27 protein-coding genes are annotated in these 24,747 nt (G+C 72.1%); 14 read left to right on the top strand and 13 right to left on the bottom strand.

Translation table 11 applies throughout. From position 1 onward, the window contains the following. Nucleotides 1-471 precede the first annotated feature (471 nt). Nucleotides 472-1,194 carry a lysophospholipid acyltransferase family protein gene (locus tag IE247_RS33120; RefSeq protein ID WP_190127069.1) on the top strand — a complete coding sequence of 241 codons (723 nt, stop codon included), beginning with the start codon at nucleotides 472-474 and terminating at the stop codon, nucleotides 1,192-1,194. An 89-nt stretch (nucleotides 1,195-1,283) separates the two neighbouring features. On the opposite strand, the gene IE247_RS33115 is transcribed toward IE247_RS33120, so the two are convergent. The 5 genes from IE247_RS33115 to IE247_RS33095 all read right to left on the bottom strand — a co-directional run bounded on the left by IE247_RS33115 (nucleotide 1,284) and on the right by IE247_RS33095 (nucleotide 5,927). Then, nucleotides 1,284-1,976 (bottom strand): B3/B4 domain-containing protein, encoded by a 693-nt coding sequence (locus IE247_RS33115; RefSeq protein ID WP_190127068.1) that lies wholly within the window; start codon nucleotides 1,974-1,976, stop codon nucleotides 1,284-1,286. Nucleotides 1,977-1,987: 11 nt separating this feature from the next. Beyond that, nucleotides 1,988-2,584 (bottom strand): transglutaminase domain-containing protein, encoded by a 597-nt coding sequence (locus IE247_RS33110; protein WP_190127067.1) that lies wholly within the window; start codon nucleotides 2,582-2,584, stop codon nucleotides 1,988-1,990. A gap of 81 nt (nucleotides 2,585-2,665) precedes the next feature. After that, nucleotides 2,666-3,754 carry a threonine aldolase family protein gene (locus tag IE247_RS33105; protein ID WP_190127066.1) on the bottom strand — a complete coding sequence of 363 codons (1,089 nt, stop codon included), beginning with the start codon at nucleotides 3,752-3,754 and terminating at the stop codon, nucleotides 2,666-2,668. Further along, nucleotides 3,733-4,485: an SDR family NAD(P)-dependent oxidoreductase gene (locus tag IE247_RS33100; protein WP_190127065.1), complete on the bottom strand. Its 753-nt coding sequence runs from the start codon at nucleotides 4,483-4,485 to the stop codon at nucleotides 3,733-3,735. The genes IE247_RS33105 and IE247_RS33100 overlap by 22 nt, the downstream gene beginning before the upstream one ends. 26 nt (nucleotides 4,486-4,511) lie before the next feature. Continuing rightward, complete coding sequence (locus IE247_RS33095; protein ID WP_190127064.1) at nucleotides 4,512-5,927, bottom strand: DUF6421 family protein; 1,416 nt, start codon at nucleotides 5,925-5,927, stop codon at nucleotides 4,512-4,514. Nucleotides 5,928-6,334: 407 nt separating this feature from the next. Here IE247_RS33095 and IE247_RS33090 point away from each other — a divergent pair, with 407 nt between their 5' ends. Then, entirely contained in the window at nucleotides 6,335-6,985 is a 651-nt protein-coding gene (locus IE247_RS33090; RefSeq protein WP_190127073.1) for a glycerophosphodiester phosphodiesterase, read from the top strand. Nucleotides 6,986-7,052: 67 nt separating this feature from the next. Here the strand turns inward: IE247_RS33090 and IE247_RS33085 are convergent, their stop codons facing one another. Continuing rightward, nucleotides 7,053-7,613: a GNAT family N-acetyltransferase gene (locus tag IE247_RS33085; RefSeq protein WP_190127063.1), complete on the bottom strand. Its 561-nt coding sequence runs from the start codon at nucleotides 7,611-7,613 to the stop codon at nucleotides 7,053-7,055. 173 nt (nucleotides 7,614-7,786) lie between these two features. Between IE247_RS33085 and IE247_RS33080 the strand changes: the two genes are divergently transcribed. The 5 genes from IE247_RS33080 (at nucleotide 7,787) to IE247_RS33060 (ending at nucleotide 11,611) form a co-directional block, all read left to right on the top strand. Next, a complete protein-coding gene (locus tag IE247_RS33080) occupies nucleotides 7,787-8,176 on the top strand; it encodes a VOC family protein (RefSeq protein ID WP_190127062.1) in 390 nt (129 codons plus the stop codon). A 162-nt stretch (nucleotides 8,177-8,338) separates the two neighbouring features. Further along, nucleotides 8,339-8,887 (top strand): DUF5134 domain-containing protein, encoded by a 549-nt coding sequence (locus IE247_RS33075; RefSeq protein WP_190127061.1) that lies wholly within the window; start codon nucleotides 8,339-8,341, stop codon nucleotides 8,885-8,887. An 85-nt stretch (nucleotides 8,888-8,972) separates the two neighbouring features. Continuing rightward, nucleotides 8,973-9,908, top strand: coding sequence for a M56 family metallopeptidase (locus IE247_RS33070; RefSeq protein ID WP_190127060.1), 936 nt, complete (start codon nucleotides 8,973-8,975; stop codon nucleotides 9,906-9,908). Nucleotides 9,909-10,039: 131 nt separating this feature from the next. After that, on the top strand, nucleotides 10,040-10,732 hold the full coding sequence (locus tag IE247_RS33065; protein WP_229869516.1) for a phosphatase PAP2 family protein: 693 nt from the start codon (nucleotides 10,040-10,042) through the stop codon (nucleotides 10,730-10,732). A 201-nt stretch (nucleotides 10,733-10,933) separates the two neighbouring features. Further along, nucleotides 10,934-11,611 carry a TetR/AcrR family transcriptional regulator gene (locus IE247_RS33060; protein WP_190127058.1) on the top strand — a complete coding sequence of 226 codons (678 nt, stop codon included), beginning with the start codon at nucleotides 10,934-10,936 and terminating at the stop codon, nucleotides 11,609-11,611. Here the strand turns inward: IE247_RS33060 and IE247_RS33055 are convergent. Further along, nucleotides 11,578-13,101 (bottom strand): LVIVD repeat-containing protein, encoded by a 1,524-nt coding sequence (locus IE247_RS33055; RefSeq protein WP_190127057.1) that lies wholly within the window; start codon nucleotides 13,099-13,101, stop codon nucleotides 11,578-11,580. The two genes, IE247_RS33060 and IE247_RS33055, sit on opposite strands and share 34 nt — an antisense overlap. A gap of 168 nt (nucleotides 13,102-13,269) precedes the next feature. On the opposite strand from IE247_RS33055, the gene IE247_RS33050 reads away from it, so the two are divergent. After that, nucleotides 13,270-13,977: a DUF305 domain-containing protein gene (locus IE247_RS33050; RefSeq protein ID WP_190127056.1), complete on the top strand. Its 708-nt coding sequence runs from the start codon at nucleotides 13,270-13,272 to the stop codon at nucleotides 13,975-13,977. A gap of 109 nt (nucleotides 13,978-14,086) precedes the next feature. Continuing rightward, nucleotides 14,087-14,653: a GNAT family N-acetyltransferase gene (locus IE247_RS33045; RefSeq protein ID WP_229869515.1), complete on the top strand. Its 567-nt coding sequence runs from the start codon at nucleotides 14,087-14,089 to the stop codon at nucleotides 14,651-14,653. Here the strand turns inward: IE247_RS33045 and IE247_RS33040 are convergent. Then, nucleotides 14,650-15,273 (bottom strand): DUF6214 family protein, encoded by a 624-nt coding sequence (locus IE247_RS33040; RefSeq protein WP_444545286.1) that lies wholly within the window; start codon nucleotides 15,271-15,273, stop codon nucleotides 14,650-14,652. The two genes, IE247_RS33045 and IE247_RS33040, sit on opposite strands and share 4 nt — an antisense overlap. 224 nt (nucleotides 15,274-15,497) lie before the next feature. Between IE247_RS33040 and IE247_RS33035 the strand changes: the two genes are divergently transcribed. Further along, complete coding sequence (locus IE247_RS33035) at nucleotides 15,498-15,950, top strand: hypothetical protein (protein WP_190127054.1); 453 nt, start codon at nucleotides 15,498-15,500, stop codon at nucleotides 15,948-15,950. Nucleotides 15,951-16,075: 125 nt separating this feature from the next. Further along, a complete protein-coding gene (locus IE247_RS33030) occupies nucleotides 16,076-16,933 on the top strand; it encodes a LamG domain-containing protein (protein WP_190127053.1) in 858 nt (285 codons plus the stop codon). A gap of 253 nt (nucleotides 16,934-17,186) precedes the next feature. Here IE247_RS33030 and IE247_RS33025 read toward each other — a convergent pair whose 3' ends face one another. Continuing rightward, nucleotides 17,187-17,573, bottom strand: coding sequence for an ArsR/SmtB family transcription factor (locus IE247_RS33025; RefSeq protein ID WP_190127052.1), 387 nt, complete (start codon nucleotides 17,571-17,573; stop codon nucleotides 17,187-17,189). A gap of 144 nt (nucleotides 17,574-17,717) precedes the next feature. Here IE247_RS33025 and IE247_RS33020 point away from each other — a divergent pair, with 144 nt between their 5' ends. From IE247_RS33020 to IE247_RS33010, 3 genes are all read left to right on the top strand, one after another. Next, complete coding sequence (locus IE247_RS33020) at nucleotides 17,718-18,380, top strand: uracil-DNA glycosylase (RefSeq protein WP_190127071.1); 663 nt, start codon at nucleotides 17,718-17,720, stop codon at nucleotides 18,378-18,380. Next, a complete protein-coding gene (locus IE247_RS33015; RefSeq protein ID WP_190127051.1) occupies nucleotides 18,377-19,366 on the top strand; it encodes an N-acetylglucosamine kinase in 990 nt (329 codons plus the stop codon). Before IE247_RS33020 ends, IE247_RS33015 begins: the two co-directional genes overlap by 4 nt. Before the next feature lie 118 nt (nucleotides 19,367-19,484). After that, the gene (locus IE247_RS33010) at nucleotides 19,485-20,405 is read left to right on the top strand and encodes a sirohydrochlorin chelatase (protein ID WP_190127050.1); all 921 of its coding nucleotides are present in this window, start codon (nucleotides 19,485-19,487) and stop codon (nucleotides 20,403-20,405) included. A 95-nt stretch (nucleotides 20,406-20,500) separates the two neighbouring features. Here the strand turns inward: IE247_RS33010 and IE247_RS33005 are convergent, their stop codons facing one another. From IE247_RS33005 to IE247_RS32990, 4 genes are all read right to left on the bottom strand, one after another. Continuing rightward, nucleotides 20,501-21,559, bottom strand: a complete 1,059-nt coding sequence (locus IE247_RS33005; protein ID WP_190127049.1) for a lactonase family protein — start codon at nucleotides 21,557-21,559, stop codon at nucleotides 20,501-20,503. Between the two features lie 170 nt (nucleotides 21,560-21,729). Continuing rightward, nucleotides 21,730-23,229 carry an FUSC family protein gene (locus IE247_RS33000; protein WP_190127070.1) on the bottom strand — a complete coding sequence of 500 codons (1,500 nt, stop codon included), beginning with the start codon at nucleotides 23,227-23,229 and terminating at the stop codon, nucleotides 21,730-21,732. Nucleotides 23,230-23,530: 301 nt separating this feature from the next. After that, on the bottom strand, nucleotides 23,531-23,764 hold the full coding sequence (locus IE247_RS32995; RefSeq protein WP_190127048.1) for a hypothetical protein: 234 nt from the start codon (nucleotides 23,762-23,764) through the stop codon (nucleotides 23,531-23,533). A gap of 6 nt (nucleotides 23,765-23,770) precedes the next feature. Then, nucleotides 23,771-24,451, bottom strand: a complete 681-nt coding sequence (locus tag IE247_RS32990) for a TNT domain-containing protein (RefSeq protein WP_190127047.1) — start codon at nucleotides 24,449-24,451, stop codon at nucleotides 23,771-23,773. Between the last annotated feature and the right edge of the window lie 296 nt (nucleotides 24,452-24,747).

Raw genomic sequence — 24,747 nt, 5'->3', positions numbered from 1 at the left:
CCCCCGCCGCATCGGGCACATACTTCACACAGACAACAATCCTCAAGCTCACGCCGGCTCTCCTCCTAGCAGTGGTCATCTCTGTGGAGTCCCCGCGCCCGGGACCGGGGCCAGGGGCCCGCCTCGGCAGGCGGCTCAGATCCCGAAGGGCGGGATTTCCGGCCGGGGCGACCGACGCCCCGAACGGAATGTTACTCACCAGTACGAATTCAGCCTACCCCGTAAGCAAGCGCTTGGAACTGTGACCTTGCCAACCTCTTCCCAGCCGTGTTGACAGGGGGAGTCAAATGGGGGTTGCCATCACAAACGGCTTAAAATGCACGACGTGACGAGAATCTCGCCCGCCGGAGCCGCCAGGACTGGTCAGAGCGGCGCACATGGGGCACGATCTGCCCCAGTGCCGAAAACCTACGGCTGCGTAACTTACACCGGGCGAACCCTCCCCGGGCACGACAGAAGGGTCCTCCCCAGATGGCAGAGTTCGTCTATCGGCCGGTCGTCGGCGCCGCTCTCACCCTGTTCAAGGCGCTGGACCTGAAGATCGACGCTCAGGGGTCGCAGAACATCCCGCGCTCGGGCGGCGCTGTGCTGGTCAGCAACCACATCAGCTATCTGGACTTCATCTTCTCCGGCCTCACCGCCCTGCCCCAGAAGCGGCTGGTGCGCTTCATGGCCAAGGACGCGGTCTTCCGCCACAAGATCTCGGGCCCGCTGATGCGCGGCATGAAGCACATCCCGGTGGACCGCAAGCAGGGCGAGGCGGCCTATCAGCACGCCCTGGACGCGCTGCGGGCGGGCGAGATCGTCGGCGTCTTCCCCGAGGCGACGATCTCCGAGTCGTTCACCCTGAAGTCGTTCAAGTCGGGCGCGGCCCGGCTGGCGCAGGAGGCGGGCGTACCGCTGATCCCGATGGCGCTGTGGGGCACTCAGCGGCTGTGGACCAAGGGCCGGCCGCGCAACTTCAAGCGCAGCCACATCCCGGTGACGATCCGGGTGGGCGAGCCGATGGAGGCCCCCGCCGACCAGTACGCGGGCGCGATCACCCGCCGGCTGCGGGAGCAGGTGCAGGAGCTGCTCGAATCGGCTCAGCGCGCCTATCCCGTACACCCCAAGGACGCCTCGGACACCTGGTGGGTGCCCGCGCACCTCGGGGGCACCGCGCCATCGCCCGCCGAGATCCGCGGCGCTCGCTGAGTCCACGCGCACGCATACGCACACGTACGCCGGAGGCCGCCCGGGAGCACACTGCTCCGGGGCGGCCTCCGGCGTACGCGGCCCGGCGCCTATCGGGCCGGGTGGAGGGTGACGCTCACCCCGGGGCTCAGCCTCTCCAGCGACTCGGCCAGTTCGGCGGCCGCGGCTTCGAGCGCGTCGGCCGTCATGGGGTCGAGCGCCTCCAGCAGGAAGATCGCGTCGACCGTCTCCTCGGTGAGCCGGGTGCGCGGGCCCTGGCGCCAGTTCCAGCGGCGGCAGGTGACGCCCTCGTCGTCGCACCAGACGACTTCGCCCGCGTCGGGGTGCTCCACCGTCTCCTCGCCGGCCGCGACGGTGACGAACGGCTCCTCGCCGGTGGCGCGCAGCAGTCGCATTCCGCCCCGGACGAGGTTGAGGTCCTCGCCGCCGACGGGGATCAAATGGGCGACGCTGATCGCGTTGTAGAGGTCGACCAGCGCGTTGACGCGCGGCAGTCCGCCGTCGGCGAGGGCCCTCTTGGCCAGCGCCTCGGCGGAGTTGCGGGTGCGCGAGGGCTTGGAGCCGAAGGCGGTGTACACGGCGCGCCAGGCGGCCATGTGCGGGTCCTCGTGCGGGGCGCGGCCGTCGAGCCGGATCGCGAGCCTGCGGGCGGCGTCGTCGAGGAGTGCGGAACTCGCCTCGCTGCTGGGCCCGTTGACCAGGCCGCGCGCCTCGACGGCGAGATGCGTGAAGCCGGGCGCGAGGGCCCTGACCTCGTCGGAGACGGTGAGCGTGAGCGGCATGCCGGAGTGCCTCACAGTTCGGTGGGGAGATGCGGCCAGAGGGATTCCCGGTCGGTCGCGGTCTGGAGTGCGCGGAGCACGACGGGATGTGGTGCAGCATACAGCACTGGATAGTCCACTTCGTTGCACTCCGGTCGCACCGGGAAGGCCAGCCGCTCGCGGTCGAGTGAGAACCGCGCGTCCACGCCCGGCTTGTTGCCCCGGGGGTCCTGCCGCGCCCAGCCGCCCTGTCCGTCCCGCCCGTCCCGTCCGGGCAGCCGGACCGCGACCAGTCCGTGGATGACGCCGAGGTTCTGGTAGCAGAAGGCGGTGGGTATCCCCTCCGCCCGCAGCAGGGCGGCGAGGGCGTGGGCCTTGGCGTAGCAGATGCCGGTCTTCAGCCGCAGCACGTCGGACGCGCGCCAGGTGACGCGGGGATCGCCCGCGTCGTTGGAGTGCGGAATGGCGTCCCGGACGAATTCAAAGGCCGCTTTGGCGTATGAGTATGCGTCGCCGCTCTCGGCCTTGAGGCGCTGGACCTCTTGGCGAACCAGCGGGTGCTCATGGTCGATGACCTCGTCGGCAGCGAGATACGCGGAGAGATCGGGCAGCTCTTGCAGCAGTTCCATGCCCGGGGAGTTTATGGAGAACGGCCGACCGGAGTCAATCATTTTCCGGTCGACCGTATATCCATGCATCCAGGAGGGGTCCTAGCGGGCCATCTCCTCCTTGAGCGCCTGGACAAAGGAGTCCACGTCGTCCTCGGTGGTGTCGAAGGAGCACATCCAGCGGACGTCGCCGGCGGTCTCGTCCCAGAAGTAGAACCGGAAGCGCCGCTGGAGCCGCAGGCTGACCTCGTGCGGCAGCCTGGCGAAGACCGCGTTGGCCTGTACGGGGTGGAGGATCTCGACCCCGTCGACCTGTCCCACGCCGTCGGCGAGCCGCCGGGCCATGGCGTTGGAGTGCCGGGCGTTGCGGAGCCACAGATCGCGTGCGAGCAGGGCTTCCAGTTGCACCGAGACGAAGCGCATCTTGGAGGCGAGCTGCATCGACAGCTTGCGCAGATGCTTCATATGGCTGACGGCGTCCGGGTTCAGCACGACGACGGCCTCGCCGAAGAGCATGCCGTTCTTGGTGCCGCCGAAGGTGAGGACGTCGACGCCGACGGCGTTGGTGAAGGTCCGCATGGGGACGTCCAGCGAGGCCGCGGCGTTGGATATCCGCGCCCCGTCGAGGTGCACCTTCATTCCGCGCTCATGGGCGTGCTCCACGATCGCCCGGACCTCGGCGGGGGTGTAGACCGTGCCCAGTTCGGTGTTCTGGGTGATCGACACGACCTGGGGCATCGCCCGGTGCTCGTCGTCCCAGCCCCAGGCCTGCCGGTCGATCAGCTCGGGGGTGAGCTTGCCGTCCGGGGTCGGCACGGTCAGCAGCTTCAGGCCGCCCATCCGCTCGGGGGCGCCGCCCTCGTCCACATTGATGTGGGCGCTCTCGGCGCAGATCACCGCGCCCCAGCGGTCGGTGAGCGCCTGGAGGGCGGTGACATTGGCCCCGGTGCCGTTGAAGACGGGGAACGCCTCGGCGGCGGGGCCGAAGTGGCTGTGCATCACGCGCTGGAGGTGGTCGGTGTACTCGTCCTCGCCGTAGGCGACCTGATGGCCGCCGTTGGCCAGGGCGAGGGCCGCCATGACCTCCGGGTGCGCGCCCGCGTAGTTGTCGCTGGCGAAACCGCGTACCTCGGGGTCGTGGTGACGGCGGGCGGCCGTGGTCACGGGCTTCACGGTCGGGGCGTCAGCCACAGGCGCTGTCCATTCGCTTCCTCGGCGGGCCGGTCCCAGGTGCCGACGATGGCCTCGGCCAGATCGTCGACATCGGTGAAGCCCGCGAACTTCGCGTTCGGGCGTTCGGCGCGCATGGCCTCGTGCACCAGCGCCTTCACGACCAGGATGGCGGCGGCGGTCTTCGGCCCCGTCTCGCCCCCGGCCTTGCGGAAGGCGTCGGCGAGCGCCAGCGTCCAGGCCTCGGCCGCGGCCTTGGAGGCGGCGTAGGCCGCGTTGCCCGCGGTGGGGCGGCCCGCGCCGGCGGCGCTGATCAGCAGATACCGTCCGCGGTCGCTGCGGAGCAGTCCGTCGTGGAAGGCGAGGGAGGTGTGCTGGACGGTACGGATGAGCAGCCGCTCCAGTACGTCCCAGTCGGCCAGGTCGGTCTCGGCGAAGGAGGCGCTGCCGCGCCAGCCGCCGACGAGATGGACCAGTCCGTCGATCCTGCCGAACTCCTTCTCGGTCTTGTCCGCCCACTCCCGGGTGGCGGCCAGATCGAGCAGATCGACGGTGTCTCCGGTGACGGTGGCCCCGCCGTGCGCGTAGCGGGCGGCGTCGACCGCCGACGCCAGGCGCTCGGGGTCGGCGTCGGACGCCACGACGATCGCTCCGGCCTCGGCGAGGCGCAGCAGCGCGGCCCGCCCCGCGGGTCCCGCCGCTCCGGCGACCGCGACGACGGCGCCCTCCAGCGGACCGCCTGAGTTCTTCATGGTCGTCGCCTCCTTGGTTTCAATGCTCACGCGGCTGCCCCCGAAGCGGTCGCGGCGGCCACCGGGCCCGCAGCGGTGATGCCCTTGGTGGAGGCGATCACTTTCCTCAGCTTCTTGGCGAGCGCCTCATAGAACATGCTGAGCGGAAATTCGTCCGGAAGCACATCGTCTACGAGTTTACGGGGCGGCTGGGTCAGATCGAGGGCGTCCGGGCCCTTGGCCCAGCGGGAGCCGGGATGGGGGGCGAGATAGGTGGAGACCAGCTCGTAGGCGGCGAACCAGTGGACGAGCTTGGGCCGGTCGATGCCGTCGCGGTAGAGCTTCTCGATCTCGGCGCAGAGCTGGTTGGTGACCTGCGGGGCGCGCTCCCAGTCGATCTTGAGGGTGTTGTCCGTCCAGCGCAGTACGTCGTGCTGGTGGAGGTAGGCGAAGAGGAGCTGGCCGCCGACGCCGTCGTAGTTGCGTACGCGCTCACCGGTGACGGGGAAGCGGAACATGCGGTCGAAGAGCACCGCGTACTGCACGTCGCGGCCCTGGGAGACGCCGTCGGCCTCCAGGCGGACGGCCTCCTTGAAGGCGGTGAGGTCGCAGCGCAGCTCTTCGAGGCCGTACATCCAGAACGGCTGGCGCTGCTTGATCATGAAGGGATCGAAGGGCAGGTCGCCGTGGCTGTGGGTGCGGTCGTGGACCATGTCCCAGAGGACGAAGGCCTCCTGGCAGCGCTGCTGGTCGCCGACCATCTCCTGGATGTCCTCGGGCAGCTCGACGCCGAGCACGTCCACGGCGGCGGCGGTCACGGCGCGGAAGCGGGCGGCCTCGCGGTCGCAGAAGATGCCGCCCCAGGTGAAGCGCTCGGGGGCCTCGCGGACGGCGATGGTCTCCGGGAAGAGGACCGCCGAGTTGGTGTCGTACCCCGCGGTGAAGTCCTCGAAGGTGATGCCGCAGAAGAGCGGGTTGTCGTAGCGGGTGCGCTCCAGCTCGGCGAGCCAGTCGGGCCAGACCATGCGCAGGACGACGGCCTCCAGATTGCGGTCCGGGTTGCCGTTCTGCGTGTACATGGGGAAGACGACGAGGTGCTGGAGGCCGTCGGCGCGGGCGGCGGCGGGCTGGAAGGCGAGCAGCGAGTCCAGGAAGTCGGGGACGTCGAAGGCGCTGTCGGCCCAGGCGCGCAGGTCGGCGACGAGGGCGCGGTGGTACTCGGCGTCGTGGGGAAGCAGCGGGGAGAGCTCCTCGACGGCGGCCGTGACCCGGCTCAGCGTCTCCTCGGCGGCCCGGCGGGTGGGCGCGCCCTCGGCGTCGAAGTCGATGGAGCCGTCGGCGGACTGCCAGGGCCTGATCTCCGTGACGGCATTCTTGAGCCGGGGCCAGGCCGGGTGGTCGATCACTCGGTCGCCGGTGGATATGGCCGCGCCTGCGGCTGCCTGCACAAGAATTTCCGTCATGTCACTTCCTTCACGGGAGAACTTAGCGTCAAGACACCGTATCCATGACGGCTTCTTCCGGACAAGTAGGTGTAAAGAAATTATCCTGCGCACCCCCCATGATCACCGAAACTTTTACTGTCAGCGGAGACGGCCGCGAAGGCTTCCGCGCTTGTCAACGCGGACCGGAACACGCCCACGCGCGGGTGAAGAGCCCCTGGCCCGGGAGTATCCGCGGGCCTCGGCGGGCAGTGCCGTACCGGCGCTCGCGCCCGTCCGCACTGGATGTGCGCGCACGGTTGCCACGCCCGGCGCGGCCACTAGGCTGCGTCCTTGCCGGACGGCGCGCTGGGCCGCGCCGCCCGGATGCCGCCGTCGACGGAAGCGAGAGAATCTTGACTTTCCTCACCATCGGTCATCGCGGGGTCATGGGCGTCGAGCCGGAGAACACCCTGCGCTCGTTCGTCCGTGCCGAGCGCTGCGGTATGGACGCCATCGAGCTCGATCTGCATCTCAGCAAGGACGGCGCGCTGGTCGTCATGCACGACGCCGACGTGGACCGGACGACCGACGGATCCGGCCCGATCGCCGAGAAGACCCTCGCCGAGCTGAGGGAGCTGGACGCGGGCGGCGGTGAGCGGGTGCCGCTCTTCGACGAGGTGCTGGGCGCGGTGGGAACCCCGCTCCAGGCCGAGATCAAGGATGTGGCCGCCGCCAGGGCGCTGGCCGAGACGATGATCCGCCACGATCTCGCCGGCCGGGTCACCGTCTCCTCCTTCCACGACGAGGCGGTCGCGGAGATCTCCGCCCTGGTGCCCGGTGTGCGGACGGTGCTCATCGCCAGCCGCTGGGGCGAGGACATCGTCCGGCGCGCCCAGACCGTACGCGCGGGCGCGCTCGCCCTGAACATCCGCAGACTGACCCTGGAGACCGTGGAGAAGGCGCACGGCGAGGGGATCGAGGTGATCGGCTGGGTGGTGAACACCCAGGGGCATCTGCGGCTGGCCCGCGCTCTCGAACTCGACGGCGCGACCACGGACTTCCCCGAGATCCGGCGCACCGGCCGGTTCACGGCCTGACCCGGCCGCCCGCGGCCCGCCGGGCGCCTTCCGGCGGCCGGGCGGGCCCGCGGATTCGGGCGCCGGGTCAGTGCAGTTCTTTGACCAGCAGCTCGAAGGCGAGGTCGTCCCGGAGCGGCAGGCCCGCGGTCTCCTCCTCGTAGGGGAAGGGGCTCAGCTCTCCCGTACGGCGGTATCCCCGGCGCTCGTACCAGGCGATCAGCTCTTCCCGTACCGAGATCACCGTCATCTGCATACCGCGCACGCCCCAGCTCTCACGGGCGGTGCGCTCGGCCTCGGCGAGGACGCGGCGGCCGAGACCGGCGGCCTGGAGCCCGGGGTCCACCGCGAAGAGGCCAAAATAGGCCGCCTCGCCCCGGTGCTCCAGCTGGCAGCAGGCGACGATCCGGCCGTCCCGCTCCACCGCGATCAGCCGGCTGTCCGCGCCGTGGATGATCGCGCGCACTCCGGCGGCGTCGATCCGGCCGCCGTCGAGGAAGTCGGCCTCGGTGGTCCAGCCCCGGCGGCTGCTCTCGCCCCGGTACGCGGACTGGATCAGCGCGAGCAGCGCCGGGACATCGGTGTCGACGGCGTCGCGGAAGGTGGGTTCACCCTCGTTCGCCGGGTTCCGGGGCGGTGCGATGTCCATGCTCGGCTCTCCCATGACGGTCCGATCTGCGTGCCGTTGCTCTGTGTGCGCTCCGCGCGCCGATGTCCACGCGCTGATCCGCGTGCGCCCCGGTCCCGGGGAACTCAACGAGGGTACGGGGTGCGCCTCGCCGGGTACGGATCGAGGGACGCGTCTACGGTTGGGGTTGGTTCATGGTGCATGTACTGAGCAGCCGGATCATCGTGCGTCCTGTCGACCCGGACCGGTCCAGAGCCTTCTACGGGCGGACGCTCGCCCTGCCGGTCTACCGCGAGTTCGGCACCGGACCCGAGCGGGGGACGGTCTACTTCCTGGGCGGCGGCTTCCTGGAGCTGTCCGGGCGCTCGGCGGACGGGTCCGCGGCGGCCGGGGTCGAGCTGTGGCTCCAGGTCGAGGATGTGGCCTCGGTCCACACCGAGCTGTCGGCCAGGGGCGTCGAGGTGCTCCGGCCGCCCGTGCGGGAGCCCTGGGGGCTGGTGGAGATGTGGATCGCCGACCCGGACGGCCACCGGATCGGGGTGGTGGAGGTGCCCGAGGGGCATCCGCTCCGCTACCGCCCCTGAGGCGAGGGAGACGAGAGGGGCGAGAGGGACGGCCGCCGGGCGGGGGTGCGCGGCCGGGCCGCGCCCTGCGCTCCGAAGACACCCCTGTGCGCCGGTGTGTGCCCCCGCCGGGGGCGGGCATCGACCCGTCGGCCGTCGGCTCCGACGAGGGGGAGGGTCTCCGTGCACGGACCCGCGCTGTCCGGATGGCTGCTCGTCGCGCTCTGCGGGACGGCCGGCGGATACTGTCTGGCGCGGATGCGCGGCTGCTCCGGGGCGGCCCGCGCGACGGCGGGGAACGAGGCCCTGATGGGCCTGGGCATGGCGGCGATGGCCGTGCCCGTGTCGTCGGGGCTCGCCCTCCCCGGGTGGATCTGGCCGCTGTACGCGGTCCTCTTCGGCGGCGCGGCCCTCGCCGGACTGTGGTCGGCCGGGCGCGGCGGAAGCCGTCATCTCCACCATCTCGTCGGCTCGCTCACGATGGTCTACATGGCCGTGGCGATGATGCCCGGCACCGCCCACGCCGGGCACTCGGCCGCCGGGGTCCCGCTGGTGACCGGCGCGCTGCTCGGCTACTACACCGTCCATGTGCTGCGCTCGGGCGCACGCCTCGTACCCGCGTCCGCGCCTCCTCCGTACGGGGCGGCGGCCCCGGAACGCGGCCCGGGGCTGGTCGGGGCCTGCCGGCTGGCGATGGGGGTCGCGATGCTGGCGATGCTGCTCGCCCTCTGAGGGCACGACCCAGGGAAACGTGTCGTGCGTCACTTGCCCCGCCGCGCCGTACCCGCAGGTAGTCCGGCCCTCATAGGGTGATCGCATGTTGGTCTCCCTCGTGCTGCTGTCGCTCGGCGCACTGGCCGCCGTGCTCGCCCCGCGTCTGGTGTCGCGCGCCGACTGGTCGGAACGCGAGCCGATCGTGGCGCTGTGGGTGTGGCAGTGCGTGGTGGCGGCGGTGCTGCTGTCGTTCGCGCTGTCCATGACCTTCAGCGCGGCCGCCGCCTGGCAGCTGGTGCGCGGGCAGGTCTTCGCGCCCGCGCCCCGCGCGGTGGTGGAGGCGTACGCCCTGGGCACGGACGAGCCGTGGCCCGCCGTCCTCGCGGTGGTGCTGGCGGCAGGCGGGGTGTGGACCGCCGCGATGCTGACCCGGGAGATCCGCGACGCCCGGGCCCGCCGCCGCGGACGGCGCACGGAGCTGCTGGTGCGCTCCCCGCTGCTCCCCGGCGAGCAGCCGCGCAGCGAGCGTCTGGTGGTGCTGGAGGGCGAGCGGCCGGACGCCTGGTGGCTGCCGGGCGCCTCTCCCCGGCTGGTCATCACCACCGCCGCGCTGCACCGGCTGAAGGGCCGTCAGCTCGACGCCGTACTCGCCCATGAGCAGGGACACGCGCGGGCCAGGCACGACTGGCTGCTGCACTGCTCCGCCGCGCTGGCCAACGGGTTTCCGCGGATCCCGGTGTTCGCCGCGTTCCGCGACGAGATGCACCGGCTGGTGGAGCTGGCCGCCGACGACATGGCCTCCAAGCGGTTCGGTCGGCTGACGACCGCGCTGGCGCTGGTCGGTCTCAACGAGGACCGCGGTGTCTTCGGCCCCTGCGGCACTCCGGAGGCCCAGCTGCCCCGGCGGGTGGACCGGCTCCTCTCGGCGACGCCGAGACTCACCCCCGGCCACCGGCTGCGGCTGACGGCCGCGGCGGCGGTGGTGCCGGTGGTGCCCCTGCTGGTGGCCTTCGTACCGGCGATGCGCGCGCTGGCCTAGGCCGTGTCGTACGCCCCCGAAGCGACTGCGTCCGCCGCGCCGGGGAATGCGGGGAGGAGCGGCGGCCGGAATGCGACACTCACGGACCGGCGCGCCGGCTCCACTTCTCTACGACAGGAATGATCGCCTCCATGTCTTCCCCGCGACCGGTGCCCCCCGCTTCCCCGCCCTCTCGGCCTCCGACCGGCGGTGGCGGGCCGGCCCGGACGAGCGCGGTCCTGGCCGTGCTCTCCGCCGTGCTGCTGACCCTGGTCGCCGTCTCCTGGTCGCCGCTGATCTCGTTCGACCGGTGGGTGGCCGAGGCCCTGCACCGCTCGGCGGTGGAGCATCCGGGGGTCGTTCACGTCAATCGGATCCTCACCGACTGGGTGTGGGATCCATGGACGATGCGGGTGCTGATCGCGGTGGTCGTGGTGTGGCTGTGGTACCGGGGGGAGCGGCTGTTCGCCGGCTGGATCGCCGGGACGACGCTCCTGGGCTCCGCGGTCCAGCAGACCCTGAAGGCGTCCGTGGGCCGGGAGCGTCCCCAGTGGCCGGACCCGGTCGACTCGGCGCACTACGCGGCCTTTCCCTCGGGCCACGCGATGACCGCCACCGTCGTCTGCGGTCTGCTGCTGTGGGTGCTCGTACGGCGGGGGGCCTCGGCCCGTGCCCGGCTCTGGGGGTGGGCGGCGGTCGTCGTCTCCGTGCTCGGGGTCGGCCTCACCCGGCTCTATCTCGGGGTGCACTGGCCCACGGATGTGCTGGCGGGCTGGCTGATGGGGGCCGCTCTGGTCACCTTCTCCATCACCGTCCACCGGCGAACGGCCGGCTCCCGCCGCTGACCCGGGGGTCCGGCGGGTCCGGGCCCAAGCCCAGATCCGGGACCAGACCCAGGTCCGGGCCCGGAGTCCGGACCGTCCCGGGCCGGACGATCCCCCGCGTCGTCCGGACCGGAACAAGCCCACGCCGAACCGGCTTTCGGGCCCTTTCGGCGTATCGCGCTGAGTATATTGGCTCAGAGCCAGTCAACGCAGGAGTCAAGCATGTCCCCGCGGCGTCCATCGGTCAATGAAGAGATGCGCAGACGTTCCCGCGAGCGGCTTCTCCAAGCGACGGTGGAGCTGGTCGGCGAGCGGGGGTACGAGGCGACCACGCTGGCCGACATCGCCGACCGGGCGGGCTCGGCGCGCGGTCTGGTCTCGTACTACTTCCCCGGAAAGCGGCAGCTGTTGCAGTCGGCCGTGCACCGGCTGATGCACCGGACGCTGGAGGCCGCGCTGTGCCGCGAGCCGCGCAGCGAGGACGGCGACGAGCTGCTGGCGCGGGCCATAGACGCCGTGCTGGGGCTCGCGGTCGACCGTCCGACGCTGATGCGGACTCATATGTCGGGGGTTCTTCAGGCCGAGGGCTTTGTGCAGTGCCCCGAGCAGCAGCGGCTGGCGGCCCTGCTGCGGGGCGCGGTGGAGCGGTACGGCCGGGGCCCGGCGGACGAGGACTACCCGCTGCTGCGCGCCCTGCTGATGGGGGCCGTCTTCGCGATCGTGCTGCCGGGGGTGCCGATGGATCCGCGCCGGCTGCGGGCCGAGCTGTTCCAGCGGTACGGACTCGGCTGGGAGCTCGGCGTTCCGCCGGACGGGAAGCCGTCCGGCGGAACGCTCGACGAACCGGTGACCGGTCGTGCGGCCGATCAGTCGTCGCGGCCGTGGTCGTCGTCGAAGTAGTCGGGCTGGGTCTGGGCGTTCAGCTCGTCCAGTCGGATTCGCTTCGCCGGATTGGTGCGCTTGTCGTTGATCTTCAGTACGTCGAGGCCCTTGGCGATGTCGTTGGAGTAGACATGGCCGTTGTAGTAGTACGAGGACCAGGGGCCCGCGGTGGTGACCCGGTCGAGGCGGACCGGACCGCGCTCGAAGAAGCCGATCTCCTGGGGCTTCGAGGAGTCGGTGAAGTCCCAGACCGAGACGCCGCCCTGGTACCAGGCCTGGACCATGAGGTCACGGCCCTTCACCGGGATGAGCGAGCCGTTGTGCGCGACGCACACCTCGGAGTCGGCCTGGTGGCGGTCGATCTTGAAGTAGCTGCGGAAGACCAGCTTGCGCTGGTCGCCCTTGCCGACGATGTCGTAGATGCCGTTCGCACCGCGGTTGGGGCCGACCTCGGCGTTGCAGGTGGCCGAGCCGCCGCCGCCCAGCTCGTCGGTGAAGACGATCTTCTTGGCGCCCTGGTTGAAGGTGGCCGAGTGCCAGAAGGCGAAGTTCACATTGTCCTGGACCCGGTCGATGATCTCCGGGCGCTCCGGGTTCTTGATGGAGAACAGGATGCCGTCGCCCATGCAGGCGCCCGCCGCGAGGTCCTTGGAGGGCAGCACGGTGATGTCGTGGCAGCCGGTGGTCTTGGAGACGCCCGGGTTGGTGGGCGCGCCGGGGTTGCCGCCGCCGTCCGGGCCCTCGCCCGGGAAGAGCACCGGGAAGTCGATGACCCGGGAGTTCTCGGGGGCCTTGCGCGGCACCTTGACGATGGAGATGCCGTCGTGCGGCGGCTGGCAGTCAGGGTACGCCGCCTGGGGCCCGTACGACGAGACGTACACGTACACATTGCGCCGCTCGGGCACGATGGTGTTGGTGTGCGAACCGCAGGCGGTCTCGACGGCGGCGACATACTTCGGGTTCCGCTTGTCGCTGATGTCGAAGATCTTGATGCCCTCCCACGATTCCTTCACCGTGGCGGACTGCGAGGTGCTGTTGCAGGAGTTGTCGCTGCGCGAGGAGTCGGTGGAGAGGATCAGCAGGTCCCCGCTGACCGAGACATCGTGCTGACCGCCGGGGCAGAGCACCTCGGAGACGGTCTTCGGGGCCTTCGGGTCGCTGATGTCGTAGATGGTGAAGCCGTCGTAGTTGCCGGCGTAGGCGTACTTCCCCTGGAACGAGATGTCCGTGTTGGTGCCCTTGAGAGCGCCCTTGGGGATATTGACGAGGTGCTCGACGTTGTCGCTGTGGACTATCTCGTCCACGCCGGGTATCTCACCGCTCGTGATGGCGGAGCGGTCCTCGGCCTGCTGACCCGAGGAGACCTTGGCCTTCTGGGTGGGGCCGTCCCCCGGGTCGGGGCTGGCCAGCGCGGGGCCGGCCGTCAGCAGCGTGGCCAGGAGGCCGGCCGCGGCGGTGGCCGCGCCCAGTCGTCTCCGCCGCACGCGGTTGATGTGCAACAAACTCACTGCGTCCTCCCTTGAGTCCGTTCCTGGTTGAACGGTTCACGGATCTCGGCAGTATCTTCCCTAGCATGGACATCTCAATAGATGGCAACACAGACGTAATGAAACTTTTTGATCATGAGGCCTCCAGCCCGTGTTAGGACGGACTCGAACAGCCGTCAAATACCCCGAATGACACAGGAGGTCGCCATGGCGAACCCCCGCTGGAAGCCCCGTGCCCGCACGCTGGCCGTCGTGCCCGCGGTCCTCGCGGCCGTACTGACCCTCGGAGCCTGCGAGTCGGACTCCGACGCTCCGCCCAAGGCCGCGGACGTCGGCCCCTCCGTGGTCGCACCCGGCAAGCCCGGTGAACCGGCGAGGACGCTCTCCGCCGAGGACGCCCGCAAGGCCCTGCCGGACGACTCTCCCAACGATGCCGACCTCTCCTACGCACACATGATGATCGAGCATCACCGGCAGGCCCTGACGATGACCGCGCTGGTGCCCGACCGTGGTCAGTCACGGCAGGTCAAAGCCCTGGCGGAGCGCATAGCGGCCTCCCAGAAGCCCGAGATCGGCGGCATGGAGGGCTGGCTGAAAAGCCACGGCGGCCACACCGCGAAGAGCGGGAAGGGGCACGGGGACCACGGGCACCACGGCGGCCATGACGCGGGGGCGATGCCCGGGATGGCGAGCGAGGCGCAGCTGAAGCAGTTGCGGGAGGCGAAGGGCAGGGCGTTCGACGAGCTGTTCCTGAAGCTGATGATCATTCACCACGAGGGGGCGATCACCATGGCCACGCAGGTGCTCGCGGACGGGAAGAACGTCCGGGTGGAGGAGATGGCGAGCGATGTGATCGCGAGCCAGGCCACCGAGATCGACCGCATGCGCGACATGTGAGCCAGCGGACGATCGGCGGCGGCGACAGCGACGGCGGTCGGAGGCCGGGAGACCCGGAGACCCGGAGACCCGGATGACAGCGGGCCCGTCCAGGAGCGAGACTCGCGGCGTGCGCGATCTCGTGGAGACCCCTTCCGGCCTGGTGCTGCGCGGATGGACGGCCCGGGACGTCCTCCCGGTGGCGACCGCGTTCGCCGATCCCCTCATGCGCGGCCAGAGCCGCCGTCCGGTGGATTCGACCGCCGCCGCCGAGCGCTGGATCGCGGATCGCGCCGACGAGTGGGCCCTCGGTGCCGCCTTCTCCTTCGCCGTGGCCGACGGCGACGACACCCTGCTGGGGCAGGTCTCGGTGGGCGCGGTGGACCGGTGTCACTCCACCGGCTGGGTCTCCTACTGGACCGTACCGGCGGCCCGGGGCCGGGGTGTCGCCTCCCAAAGCTGCCGCGCCCTCGCCCGCTGGGCGTTCGACGACGCGGACCTCTTCCGGCTGGAGCTGGGCCACCGTGTGAACAACCCGGCCTCCTGCGGGGTGGCGCGCGCCGCGGGCTTCGCCGTGGAGGGGCGGGAGCGCCAGAAGCTCCAGTACGACGGCGTACGCCACGATGTGGAACTCCACGCCCGGCTGGCCACGGACGCCGAACCGCCGCCGCCTCCGCCCCCGTCTCCGGGGCGCTAACGCCGGTGGTGACGAGGGGCGAGGTAGCCCTCGTCCCTGGCCCCGGAGATCAGCCTGAGCGATTTGCGGCGGCTGCGCCCGGTCGCGCCCATCACGGCCAGGACGGGATCGGCCCCGTCCCGCTGCGCGGCCCGATAGGCGTCCGCGGCGATCCGGCGTACCGTCCGGCCCCTGAGCCGCCCCGGGCGCGGCCTGCGGTGCCCGGCGGCCGGTACGGAGGGCTCCTCGGCGGGCACGAGCGCGAGCGGTACGGGCTGTTCGGGCTGTACGGGCTCCGGGGCGGTGGCGGCGGTGCGGCAGGCGTCCGCCAGCGGGGTCTCGATGAGGCGGGCCAGAGCGCTGAACCCCGGCAGGGTCAGCGGAGGTTCGGCGCACAGATCCTCGATCGCGATACGACCGTCCTCCACCACCGCGAGCACATCGATCCGCGCCCCGTCGGCGAAGGTCAGCCGAACGTCGAACCAGGTCGGCCCCCCGCCCCCCGGCCCCGCTGCCCGCGGTCCCGCCCGGGTGACCGTGCCACGGCCCTGGACCTCCCAGACCGGCGGATACGGCAGCGCCTCGCCCGGATCACCCTGGTCATGAGCGTGAGGAAACCCCGTTTCTCGCACAATTAACACGTAACCAGTCAAGTGATGCATATGCGCGGCGGCACGCGTGCTCCACCCCGCACGGCACCCTGTCAGCTCATAAAGCGCCTTAAGATCCCCCAGGTCGCCATGTGACATTCATATGAACAAGTAAGGGGAGATCGTGAGCAGATGCTTTACCGCGGCGGGCATCCGGCACGCCATCGGCGGGACACCGCGGCGGCGGCGTCGGAACGCGTCGGCCCTGTCGACGCATGAGTGACCGCGGCCCGCTGAGCCGACGCGTCGCCTCGGCCCTGCTCATCGTCCAGATCGTGTACCTCGGACTCCTGGGCCTGGCCTTCTCCTTCGTGGGCGCCGACACGGCCGGGATCGACCACACCCATCCGGACACCGCGGGCCGCCACCTCCAACTGGCGGGGATCCTGGCGACCATGCTGGTCATGACGGGCGGGGTACTGCTTCTGGGCCGGGAGAAGGCCCGGGCCAGGGTCCCCCGTACCGGCCGACTGGCACTCCTGGGAGTCCTCTGCCTCGGCGAACTCGCCGTCGCGGGAGGGTTCCTGCACGCGATCACACGCGAGAGCTTCGGCCCCGACACCGTGATCGGTCTGCTCGGGATCGCCGCCGCCACCCTGATCGCGCTGGTCTGCGCCGGGGAATTCCGTACCGGCCGCCCGAGCGCCGCAGCCGCCGGACAGGGCTGACCGCGGCACCTCGCACCGGCGCCCCTCAATTCGGTGGCGGCGTCGGCGCTCGCCTCGCTAGTTTCACCTTCACCAACGCGCTCGGCAGCCGCCGGGCGCGCGGCCATGAGGAGGGTGTGAGGTTCATGAGCACCGCATATCGCTTGCGGGCGGCCGGTACGGTGCTGTCCGCCGTGATGCTGGCGACCCTGTCCGTCCCGGCGGGCGCCGCCCACGCGTCCGCGCCGGGCACCGCGCCCATAACCGTGCCCGTACCCAAGTCGGTTGAGGGCCGGTGGAAATTCACCGGTCCCGGGGGCACCCCCGCGACAACCCCGGACGACTCCGCCCGGGGACGTCATATGAGTCTGCACAACGGTGTCGTGGTCGACCCGCCGGCCGGATGGGTCGACGGCGCGGTGGTCCTCGACGGTGTGGACGACTACGGCACGACGCCGTTGCCGGTGGACACCTCCAGCAGCTTCACCTTCGCGGTCTGGGCGAAGGCCCCTTCGACCCCCTCCGGGCCGGTCACGTTGCTGAGTCTGCCGGGTGCGCACGGGGAGGCGCTGTCGCTCCGTTACGAGCCCGGCGCCGACCCCGCCACGGATCCCGGCCGCTGGCGCGCCTCGGTCGCCGATCGGGATGATTCGGCCGCGTCTCCCGTCACCGTGACGCACGGCGGCTTCTACTCCGTCACGGAGTGGACTCATCTGGCCGTGGTCCACGACAGTGCGACCAGGCAGCTCTTCCTGTACGTGAACGGCGGGTTGGAGGACCGCTCCCACGGTGGGGAGCCGGATCGGTCCTGGACCGGGAATGCCGGGGTCTTCCCCGCCACCCAGCCGCTCCAGCTCGGCCGGGGCCGGACCGCTCCGCAGGGCTGGGGCGCGCACTGGAGCGGCGTGGTCTCGGATCTGTGGGCCTTCCAGGGGGCGCTGTCGGACGCCCAGGTGTCCATGCTCGCGGTCGGCCAGCCGGGCCTGCCGACCACGATGCCCTGAGCCGCCCCGCCCGCACCTGTCCCAGCCGTGGCCACACGCCCACGGCTGGGCCTGAGGGTCTCGCACGACTCCGGGGCGGGCGGGCGGCGCTCGCGTCCCAACGGAAAGCCCCGGTCTCCATCTCAGGAGACCGGGGCTTCACTGGAGCGCTGGGCAGGCCTTGCACCTGCATCCCCCCGCGGGAAGCGGGGTATCTTTCCTTGGACCACCAACGCGAGTCCCTCAGCCGGTTTTCGCGGCCGCGAGCACAAGATCAATATACCGCAGGCGGCGCCGGGGGCGCACCCCCGGTTCGGCCGGGCGGCGTCGGGGAGTGGCGGGAGACCGCGACGAGGACGCTGTCGAGGAGGCCGGGGAAGAGGTCGTCGAGGTCGTCGCGGCGCAGGTCGTTCATCTTCGAGGTGCCGCGGTAGGCCTGGTGGATGACGCCGCTCTCGCGGAGCACCCGGAAGTGGTGGGTGGAGGTCGACTTGGTCACCGGCAGGTCGAAATGGGAACAGGAGAGCTGTTCCGGGGAGCCCGCCAGAGTGTGCACCACCCGGAGGCGGAGGGGGTCGGAGAGGGCGTGGAGGACGCCTTCCAGGCGGATGTCCTCTCGTGAGGGGTGGGTGAGGTCGCGGGGGTTTGTCGTGGTTCGCACGGCAGCTCCATTCCGTCGTTCCGGGCCGGTGGGCCCGATGTCCCAGCGTACGAAACTTCTCGTAGTTTGATGGATCTCGTACCGGGCGGGACGGGTGGCGGCATTGCCCCAGTAGAGTGACGCTTCGTGACAGCGCGACGACCTTTGAAGGACATCATCGAGCCGGGCTGGGCCGAGGCCCTGGAGCCGGTTGCCGAACGTATCGCCGCGATGGGCGACTTCCTGCGTGCCGAGATCGCGGCGGGGCGGACGTATCTGCCCGCCGGAGCGAATGTACTGCGCGCCTTCCAGCAGCCGTTCGACGAGGTGCGCGTCCTGATCGTCGGCCAGGACCCCTACCCCACACCGGGGCACGCGGTGGGTCTGAGCTTCTCGGTGGCACCCGAGGTGCGGCCGGTGCCCGGGAGCCTGGACAACATCTTCCGGGAGATGCACGCCGATCTGGGCCACCCCCGTCCGTCGAACGGCGATCTGACCCCCTGGACCCGCCAGGGCGTACTGCTGCTGAACAGGGCGCTCACCACCGCCCCCCGCAAGCCGGCCGCCCATCGCGGCAAGGGGTGGGAGGAAGTGACCGAGCAGGCCATCCGGGCGCTGGCCGCCCGGGGCAAGCCCCTGGTCTCGGTGCTGTGGGGGCGGGACGCCCGCAATCTGCGCCCGCTGCTCGGCGATCTCCCGGCGATCGAGTCCGCGCACCCCTCCCCCATGTCGGCGGACCGGGGCTTCTTCGGCTCGCGCCCCTTCAGCCGCGCCAATGAGCTGCTCGAACGCCAGGGGGCCCAGCCGGTCGAGTGGCTGCTGCCATGACCGCGCGCTGGGTCCTCGGGGTGGACTCCGGGGGCTCGGGGCTGCGGGTGCGTCTCGCGGACGCCGCCGACCCGGGGCGCGGCGATTCGCTGCGCTCCTCGGAGCCGGTGCGCACCGGGGCCGACGGCATCGACGCGGGGCAGCTCCTGGAGCGGCTGACGCCGATGGCGCGGGCGCTGCTGGCGGACGCCGGCGGCGGCTCCGTGGTGGCCGCGGCGATCGGCGCGGCCGGTATGGCGACGCTCGGCGGCCGGCTGCGCGCGGAACTGCCCGGGGCGCTCGCCGAATCGCTGGGTGTGCGCCGGATCGCGCTCGCGGCGGACGCCGTCACCGCCTACGCGGGAGCGCTCGGCCAGCGCCCCGGCGCGGTGGTGGCGGCGGGCACCGGGATGATCGCGCTGGGCACGGATCTGACCGGCTGGCGGCGGGCCGACGGCTGGGGCCATCTGCTGGGCGACGAGGGCGGCGGCTCCTGGATCGGGGAGGCCGGTCTGCGGGCCGCGCTGCGCGCCCACGACGGGCGGCGCGGCGGCTCCGCCGCCCTGCTGAGCGCCGCCGAGGCGATGTTCGGGCCGGCCGGGGAGCTGCCGGGCCGGGTGTATCCGCGTACCGACCGGCCCGCGGTGCTGGCCTCGTTCGCGCCGGAGGTCGGCCGCTGCGCGGCGGCCGGGGACGAGCGGGCCGCCGGGATCCTCGCGCTGGCGGCCCGTCAGATCGCCGAGGCCGCCGAGGCGGTGTGCCCGCCCCCGGGGGACGGGGCGGTGCGGGAGGTCGCGCTGACGGGTGGTCTGTTCGCGATGGGCGAACCCCTGCTCGCTCCGCTGCGCGCGGAGACGGCCGCGCTGCTGCCCGGCGCGCGGACGGTGACCGCGGCCGGGGACCCGCTCGCCGGGGCGGTGCTGCTGGCGTCCGCGCTCGCCGGGGGCTCGCTGCGGCTGCCGCGCCATCCGACGCTGCTTCATGTGCCAACAGAGCAGGGCAGATAAGACGATGGGTCACAGAGCACCCAGACAGACGATATCCATCGGATAAATACGGACAGATGACACTTGACCACCCCCTCCCCGAACAGTCACGCCCTCAAAGCCAGTAACATGCCGCGCCATGAGCTCCCCCACTGGGCCCGCGTCCGGCCTGCCTGTACGAATGCCGCGACCTCGTCAGTCCGGACGGCACCGCCGACCGGAACCCGTGGCCGCCCCCGAGGGCGCGCCCGCGCTGATTCTCGCCGTGCCCGGCGCCCCCTCGCCCTCGACCCGCGGCCTGGCCGAAGAGACCATAAGCATCGCGCGGTCCGAGCTGCCCGGCCTTGAGGTCGGCATCGGATACCTGGACAGCGAGGACGCCGAGTACCCCAGCCTTCAGCAGGTCCTCGCGCACACGGCCGCCCGGCGCACCGAGCGGTACCAGATCGCGCGGGCGGCGGGCCGTGAGGTCGCCGAGCCCGAGGGTCCGGCGGCGGTCGTGGTGCCGCTGCTCGCGGGCCCCGACAATGTCCTGATGCGGCGGATCCGCCAGGGCGTCATGGAGAGCGGGGCTCCGGCCGAGCTGACGGACGTACTCGGTCCGCATCCGCTGCTCGCCGAGGCCGTGCATGTGCGGCTGTCGGAGGCGGGGCTGGCGCGGGCGGACCGCGCCCGGCTGTTCACCGTGGCCACCGCCGCCGACGGGATCATCCTGGCGACGGTCGGCGGGGACGAGGCCGTGCGGGCGGCCGGGATCACCGGCATGCTGCTGGCCGCCCGGCTGGCCGTGCCCGTGATGGCGGCGGCGCTCGACCACGAGGGCTCGGTGGGCGCGATCGCCGATCAGCTGCGCGGCTCCGGTTCGACACAGCTGGCCCTGGCCCCGTATCTGGTCGGCCCCGAGCTGCCGGACGGGCTGCTGGAGGCCGCGGTGAAGGACGCGGGCTGCCCGGCCGCCGAGGCGCTGGGGGCGTACCCGGCGATCGGCAAGCTGGTGCTGTCGCAGTACGCCACCACGCTGGGCATCACCCCGCAGCCGCAGGGCTCGCCGGTGCACTGAGTACACGGTACGGAGAAGGGCCCGCGCCGCTTCGAGCGGTGGCGGGCCCTCTCCGTTCCGTACGGTTCCGGGGCCTGTACGGGCCCGTACGGCCGCTAGCGGGGCGGCCGGGTGAAGATCACGCAGGAGGCCGCCGGGGCGGCCAGGGAGCCCGCCTTGTGGGGCACGCCGGTGTCCGGGTCGATGTCGAACCAGGTGACGTCGCCGGAGCGCTCGTTGGCGGCGTAGAGCCTGCGGCCGGTGGGGTCGAGGGCCAGGTCGCGCGGCCAGTGGCCGCCGCAGGGCACGGTGGTGACCAGCTCGGGCCGCTCGCCGCTCCCGTCCAGCGCGAGGACGGCGATGCTGTCGTGGCCCCGGTTGGCGGCCCACAGCCACCGTCCGTCGTGCGAGACGACGACCTCGGACGGGTAGGCGGGGCCCGCGGCGCCGTCCGGGAGCACGGAGGTCTCGCCGACCGGCTCCAGCAGCCCGCGCTCGGGGTCCCAGCGGCAGACGGTGAGGGTGGGCACCAGCTCGTTCAGCACATAGACATGGCCGCCGGACGGGTGGAAGGCCAGATGGCGCGGGCCGGTGCCGGGGCGCAGGGCGGTCTCGCCGTGCGGGGCCGGTTCGCCGGTCGCGGGGTCGACGGCGCTGATCCACACGGAGTCGGTGCCGAGGTCGACCGCGAGCGTCCAGCGGCCGCTGGGGTCGGGCAGCACCTGGTGGGCGTGCGGGCCGAGCTGGCGGTCGGGGTCGGGGCCCGAGCCCTCGTGGCGCAGGACCGCGGTGGGGGCGTCCGGTACGCCGTCCTCGTCCAGGGGGAGCACGCTGACGCTGCCGGAGCCGTAGTTGGCGGTGAGCACATGGCCGGCGACGACGGCGAGATGGGTGGGGCTCGCGCCGTCCACCGGCACCCTCGCGCCGAGCTGCCGGGGGGTGCCGTCCCGTACGTCGAAGGCGGCGACCGCGCCGTCCTCGGTCTCGGAGACGGCGTAGAGCACCGGTCGTCCGTCGGTGGCGAGGGCGAGGTACGAGGGGTCGGCGACGGTGTCACTGGCCCCCGTCTCGGTCAGCGCACCGGTCTCCGCGTCGACGTCGGCGGCGATGATCCCGCGCCCGCCCGCCGAGGTGAACGACCCTATGAATGCCCGTCCGGCGCTGTTGTCGCCCACAGTGTTTCCCCTCACTGATCGTTCGTTGGCCCGGCAGACGGTAGCAGCGGTCTAGACCAACTGTCTGCACTCGGCCCCGGCGAGGGCTCCCTGGCGGGCTCGCGGGCGGGCTCGCGGGCGGGCTCGCGGGCGGGCTCCGGGGGGCTCGCGGGGAACGCGGGCGGGACGTCTCAGGAACCGGCCGCCGGGGCGGTCGGCGGGGTGCGCAGGGGCTCGAAGAGTTCGGAGAGCAGCCGTTCCAGCCCTCGCACATGGGTGAGCGCTGGGCCGTCGGCGGCCGGGGCCGGGTGCGGCACGAGGCCCGCCGTGCCGGCCGCCCGGCCGGCGCCCGGGGAGGTCAGGGCCTCGACGGCGGCCTCCACCCGCCACCAGGCCGCCGCGAGCCGGGCGTCGTGGCCGGTCTCGGGGTCGGCCGCCGCGGCGACCAGGCCGCGCAGCTCGGCCGCGCACTCGTCGAGGAGGGCCAGCACCCTGCGGGCGCGTGCCTTGCGGCCCCGGTAGGGGCTGAGCGGATGGACCAGCGGGGCGAGGGAGAGGCGTACCCGTCCCAGCAGCAGTTCCAGTTCGGCGATGTGCGGGGCGGGGTCGGCCCCCCGGTCGCCGGCCAGCCGCTGGACCGAGGCGGAGGCGGCGGCGCGTACGCAGCGCAGCGCGCGCTGGATCCACGCGTCGTTGGTGGTGTGGGTGGTGACCGGCAGTACGAGGACCACGGCGAGCGCGGCTCCCAGCGCGCCGATCGCCGTCTCCTGGAGGCGCAGGACGAGCAGGGCGGGGTCGAGGACGCCCAGCAGGCCGTAGAGCAGCCCCGCCATCAGCGTCACGGCGACCATCATCCAGCTGTAGGAGACCGCGGCGGTGTAGAAGATGCCGAAGACGCACAGGGCGACCAGGGCGGCGGAGGGCAGCGGGGCCCCTTGCAGCGGGATGGCGATCAGCGCGCCGACCACGACGCCGACGACCGTGCCCAGCACCCGGCGGAAGCCGCGTACCAGCGTCTCGCCGCGCGACACGGTGTTCACGAAGATCCACCAGGCGGTGCCGACGGCCCAGTACCAGCGCTCGTCGGAGAGGAGCTGGCCCAGCGCGAGGGCGAGGGCGCAGGCGGCGGTGGCCTGGAAGGCCTGGCGGGTGGTGGGGCGGGCAAGACCGGTGCCGGGCAGCGGCGGGGGCGCGGCGGCGGGCGGGGTGGAGCGCTCGATGGGCCAGAGCGCGAACCGCACCAGGGCGGCGACGGCCAGCGCCAGGCCGGTGGCGGCGTACAGCTCGGGCAGCTGCGCCGGGACGGCGTGCAGGAACTGGGTGACGAAGGCCATCATGAACGCGAAGATGCCCAGCGCGTGGCCGCGCGGGCCCCAGCGGCGGGCGTAGACGCCCGCGAAGACGATGGTCAGGATGACGGCGTCCCGGACCAGGGGGACGCCGTGCAGGGTGGCGGCCAGCGCCAGGACGGGGAATCCGGCGGCCGGGAGCAGGGCGGTGGTCCTCGCCTGGGCGCGCACGGTGGCGTCGGCGACGGTGAAGAGGGCGAGCAGGGCCGCCAGCCCTCCGGTGATGGAGGCGGTCAGCGAGAGCCCTGCCAGCTCCGAGGCTGCGACGGCGAGCCCGACGCCGATGACGGCGCGGCTCGCGTTTCTGAGCCTGAGACGCCCCGGGTCCGGGGCCACGAACATCCTCTTCACGGCGGTCGGCCGCCCCCTTGTCTCGCCTCTCGCCGGGCCGCCGGGGCCGCCCGGGGATGGTGGGGGCTCGACGGCACGACGAAGGCGCCGCGCTCCGGGGCCGGCTTCGTCGCCGTCCGGCGCTGCGCGGCGCCGATCTGTGCATGGATACCGCACAGAAAAGCATCCGAGGGGGCAATGGCTCAAGAGCCGCCCGGACCACTGGGCCAATGGCCCAGTGGTCCGGGCTTTCCCTCGTCCACGAGGGGGCCAACGGACGGCGGGGCTCCGCGAGAGGGATCCGCAAGGGTTCTCAGAGGAGGAGTCGCAGCAGATGGGCGCAGGCCTCGGCCTCGCCCGGGTGACGGGCGAGGACCTGGTGGACGCCCCGCTCGTAGGCCCCGGTCTCCCACGCGCCGTCCGGGGCGCTCCGCAGGAAGAGGAAGTCGGGGGGTGTGGGCGTGGGCTCATGGACCCCCTCGATGCGGTAGTGGCCGTCGGCGACCCCCGCGGCGATCAGCGCGGCCCGTGCCCCGTGGCGGTTCATCCCGGCTCAGGCGGCCGGTGCGAGGTAGCCGCGCTCCAGCAGCCACTTGACGTTGAGCCGCTGGTCCTGGCCGGGGTTGAGGAAGACCGGGTCCAGCTTGATCTGCTGGCCGCCGCCGGGCTGCTCAAACCAGGGGGCGATGCTGCCCTGCCACACCCAGAACGCCTTGGTGACCTTGTAGACGCGGTAGTCGCAGGCGACGGCGGCGTCACGGGTGTTGAGGTTCTGCGGGGGCAGCGCGCGCTCGGCGTAGGAGTCGCCGGCCGGGGCGAGATAGCCGCCGTACTCGGAGCCGAAGCGGTCCAGGCGCTGGCCGGGACGGAGCTTGGTGGGCTCCTTGTCGATCTCGCCGTTGACCTCGCCGAAGCCGTCGTTGGGCGGGTACTTCCAGCCGCCGGACTCGGCGGGGCCCTCCCAGTACTTCTTGAGGAAGGCGGCCGGCTTGAGGTCGCCGGTCCGCTGATAGCCCTTCAGCAGCGGGCCGACCGGTGCGAGGTTCTTCTTGGGGAGGTACTTCGGGCCCAGGCGCGCGTCGCCGCGGAACTCGCCGGTGCAGGGCTCGTTCTTCTTGGCCGAGGCGGCGGGCCTCTCGCCCGCCGGCTGCGCGGCGGCGGCGGTCGCGGCGGGGGCCGTCATCAGGCCTGCGGTCATACCGAGCGCGGCCAGTACGGTGCTTATGCGGTTCATCCAGGAGTCCCCTCACACTGATGATCAATCAGGAAAAGCCGACGCAGGCTACCTTCTTGATCATCAGCGGATGGAACACCAGGGCGATTTCCGGTCGATTGCGCGATGTTCTCGGAACGCCGGAGGACGGACGTCGGAGGGCGGGCGCCGGAGGCCTGGTGACCCCGGGCGGCGGAATTCATCCCGCCGCCCGGGGCGTTGACGGGCCGCGCCGCTCTAGACGGGCCAGAGGCTGTCGAGGTACGAGGTGACATTGCGGCGGGTCTCGGTCACGCTGTCACCGCCGAACTTCTCCG

The organism is Streptomyces inusitatus, assembly GCF_014651115.1.
Taxonomy (GTDB): domain Bacteria; phylum Actinomycetota; class Actinomycetes; order Streptomycetales; family Streptomycetaceae; genus Streptomyces; species Streptomyces amakusaensis.
Note: the sequence above shows the minus strand (reverse complement) of the source record. Positions and strands in the feature narration are given on the sequence as shown.